This window comes from Arsukibacterium sp. (assembly GCF_033722355.1).
GTDB lineage: Bacteria > Pseudomonadota > Gammaproteobacteria > Enterobacterales > Alteromonadaceae > Alishewanella.
Genome location: NZ_JAWVZF010000224.1, coordinates 1 through 3309 on the forward strand (window position 1 = coordinate 1; position 3309 = coordinate 3309).

The window sequence follows — 3309 nt, forward strand, 5'->3', positions numbered from 1 at the left end:
ATACTTTAAAATACCGCCGTCCAGATGATAAACCTCTTGAAAACCCTGCTCTTTTAAAAAAGCGGTAGATTTTTCACAGCGGATACCACCGGTACAAAACATCGCCACTTTCTTATGTTTATTCTTATCCAGGTTGTCAGCCGCCCATGCCGGAAATTCACGAAAAGTAGTGGTATTCGGGTTTACTGCATTTTTAAAGGTGCCGATTGCTACCTCATAATCATTACGGGTGTCTATCAGCAGCGTTTCAGGGTCGCTTATCAACTGATTCCAGGCTTCGCCTTTTACATAGGTACCGACAATATGTGACGGATTAATACCCTCAACGCCCATAGTGACAATTTCATTTTTCAGTTTTACTTTAGTCCGGTAAAACGCCGGCTCATCGGCAAATGATTCTTTATAACTAAGATTGGCAAAGCGTGGCTCGGCAGCAAACCACTGATTTACAGCGTCAATACCTTCCCGGCGACCACAGATCGTGCCGTTAATGCCCTCCGCCGCCAGTAATAAGGTACCTTTAACCCCATTACTCGCCATCACATCATATAGTGGTTGGCGTAAATCCTGATAATCCGGCAAATTGACGAATTTATATAAAGCAGCAACAACGTACATAGTATTACCTCATGCAAAACCGGACCGTAAATCCGGAGCAAATAAACAACGGCCGGCATTATACCTGTCCAGTAGCCAGCGGCAAAGACCAGAGCGTGATTAATCAGCTGCCATCCACAAAACTGCTAAACAGTAACTTTACCGCCAACGCAAGCAGCAGCACCCCCATTAATCTGTCGAACCAGTAACCTTTTAACAACAAAAAGCCCCTTATTTTGCTGTTTGTCAGTAAAAAAGACAGCAAACAAAACCAGGATGCTGTTGCCAGCGCCATATAAATACCGTAAATCACTTTATAGCTGAAGGGCGTTTCTGCTGAAATAATAACGGCAAATAGCGACAGGAAAAACAGTGTGGCTTTAGGATTAAGGCCGTTAGTAATAAAGCCCGCAGTAAAGGCTTTTAATCCCGCCGGTCTGGTTTGTTGCTCTAACGCAACAGCATCCCCGGCAGACGGGGCCTGAGCGCGCAGTGCCCCCTGAGCCAGGTACAGCAGATAACCCGCCGCCAGGACGGTCAGCAACTGAAATAACCAGGGGGTGGTTTTAATAATTACCCCAATCCCTACCAAGGAATAGGTTACATGCAATAAAATTGCCAGACCAATCCCCAGACTGGCAAAAATTGCAGCGCGGCGACCAAATCTGACTGCATAGCGCAATACAATAGCGAAATCGGGGCCGGGGCTGGCGACAGCAAGCAGGTGAACGGAGGCAATCATCAGAAATTCGGGCCAGAACGACATAGTTAATCTGCCTAGCAAAATTGGTTATTGTAAGCACGCTGCTACGCGAACGCCAGCCTCTTCGCTGCACTATAAAAAATGGTCTTTAAAACGTCCCCACTGATAATACAGCTGCTGAGCCTGACGGCGCAAAGCGGTCATCGGGAAAACAGGTAACGCAGTTTGGTATATTGGTAACTCAGGCAAAGTCTGGCCAACAACCAACTGTGCCAGACGCTTACCAGCCAGAGCGCTGAACGACAAACCGCTGCCACAAAACCCTGCTGCATAAAACAAATTCGGCTCTGGCGAAAACACTCTGGGTAGATCGTCAAATGATACGCCAACCCATCCGCTCCACTGGAATTGATAGTTAAGATGCTCAAGCCCGCTAAAACACTGTTTTAACGCTGCCAGCAAACGGCGGGCGTACAACGGATTAGCGGCATCTTTACCACTGATGGCACCTCTGCCACCGAATAAAATACGGTTATCAGGCAGCAACCGGTAATAGTATTTAAGCGTCCGGGTGTCCATCATAATACTGTTTTGCTGCCAGTTAAGCTGCTGTAACTGCCTGTTGTTAAGTGGTTCTGTGACAATCACCGTGCTAAGTACCGGCAAGCAGTTGTTATTTAATCTGGGATACAACCCTTTAGCGGTATAAGCATTTGTAGCCAGAATCAGATTGCCTGTAGTAATCAAAGCCTGTGGTGTCATAACCTCAAACCCGTTTGAGCTGCGTCTGAAACTAATAACCGGAGTCTGTCCATATAACGTGGCGCCAGCGGCTGCCGCCATTCTGGCATAGCCCTGAACAAGTGCTAACGGGTTGACGCCATAGCAGTCAGGAAAAGATAAAGCTGCATCTGCCTGCCGGTGATTTACTATCTGTTGTTGCAGCTGATATTTATCCAGATATTGAACCGGATAAGCAAAATTACGTTGCAGAAAATCAGCCTGTTGGGCCAAACCTTTGGCCAGCCCGGCTTTATGGGCCAATTTATAGTAGCCGCCGGTTTGCGGTTCACAGGCTATGTTACCGGTCTCAATCAGCTTATTAACCCGTGCTATAGCCTCACCATATTCCTGATGAAACAGCCGCGCAGTATCCATACCAAATTTTGCAGCCAGATGGCCGAGGCTCAGCCTGCCGGTACCTCGCAGTACAAAGCCACCATTACGCCCACTGCAGCCCCAGCCGGGCTGTAAGGCATCGACCAGCACCACACTGCGCTGATGCGTGTGGGCCAGTTCATAAGCACAGTTAAGACCGGTATAACCCGCGCCAATCACCAGATTATCACAATGAATATGCTGGCGAAGGGCCGGAAGCGGTATGAGCTCAGGCGTTACCGCTTGCCAGTAGCTGGCAATATTATCCTGATGACTACTTAGCCGGGTATCACGGTATGGGTCATACATCAGCTGGCAGGCTCAAAAGTCAGTGCCATTTCTGCCGCTGAGCAATGACAACGATCACCACAAAGCGGACAAATATAATTTGCTGTCTCACTTAAATGCAACCAGCGATCTGGATGAACCCGCAGTAAAATCGCCCCAGCTTTCGTAAAATAACGTTGTGCGGCATTGTTGGGACTTTGCTGCCAGATATGCGCAAGGCCTGCTGCGGCGCCCTGTTGTTGCAGGGCTGAAACCGACGCCTTTAACAAGGCCGGGCCCAGCCCCTGCCCCTGAAGGGCCGGCGCCACCGCAACGGACTTAAAATAAGCCATTTTATCGGCCGCTACCGGCCATAACTCAACGGAGCACCACTTATCTAATAACCACTGACCAGCGGCATAGCTAAGACGATAACCGACCAACTTTTCATCAGCCAGGGCAACAAAACCAGCATTTATCCCATGTTTAATACCACGGGGATATAATTGCGTTAAGCTTTTCAGATCAAGGTAATTATCTCCGTGAACCTGATTCGCCAGTGCGACGATTTCAGCAAAATGTGC

At 48.5% G+C, this 3309-nt stretch carries 4 protein-coding genes; all 4 read right to left on the minus strand.

All coding sequences use genetic code 11. The annotated features are described in order from the left end of the window. Positions 1-618 (minus strand): rhodanese-related sulfurtransferase (locus R3177_RS13975; RefSeq protein ID WP_318971627.1); only part of this gene is annotated, 618 nt, incomplete at its 3' end. 103 nt (positions 619-721) lie between these two features. After that, entirely contained in the window at positions 722-1363 is a 642-nt protein-coding gene (locus tag R3177_RS13980; RefSeq protein ID WP_318971628.1) for a LysE family translocator, read from the minus strand. 69 nt (positions 1364-1432) lie between these two features. After that, on the minus strand, positions 1433-2767 hold the full coding sequence (locus R3177_RS13985; RefSeq protein ID WP_318971629.1) for an FAD-binding oxidoreductase: 1335 nt from the start codon (positions 2765-2767) through the stop codon (positions 1433-1435). Next, on the minus strand, positions 2767-3309 hold a 543-nt coding region (locus R3177_RS13990), incomplete at its 5' end, for a GNAT family N-acetyltransferase (protein WP_318971630.1). The genes R3177_RS13990 and R3177_RS13985, both read right to left, overlap by 1 nt.

Bases quoted from the DNA above. Each gene is read 5' to 3' on its own strand.
- R3177_RS13985 (WP_318971629.1), bottom strand. From the start codon at position 2,767: ATGTATGACCCATACCGTGATACCCGGCTAAGTAGTCATCAGGATAAT.
- R3177_RS13980 (WP_318971628.1), bottom strand. From the start codon at position 1,363: ATGTCGTTCTGGCCCGAATTTCTGATGATTGCCTCCGTTCACCTGCTT.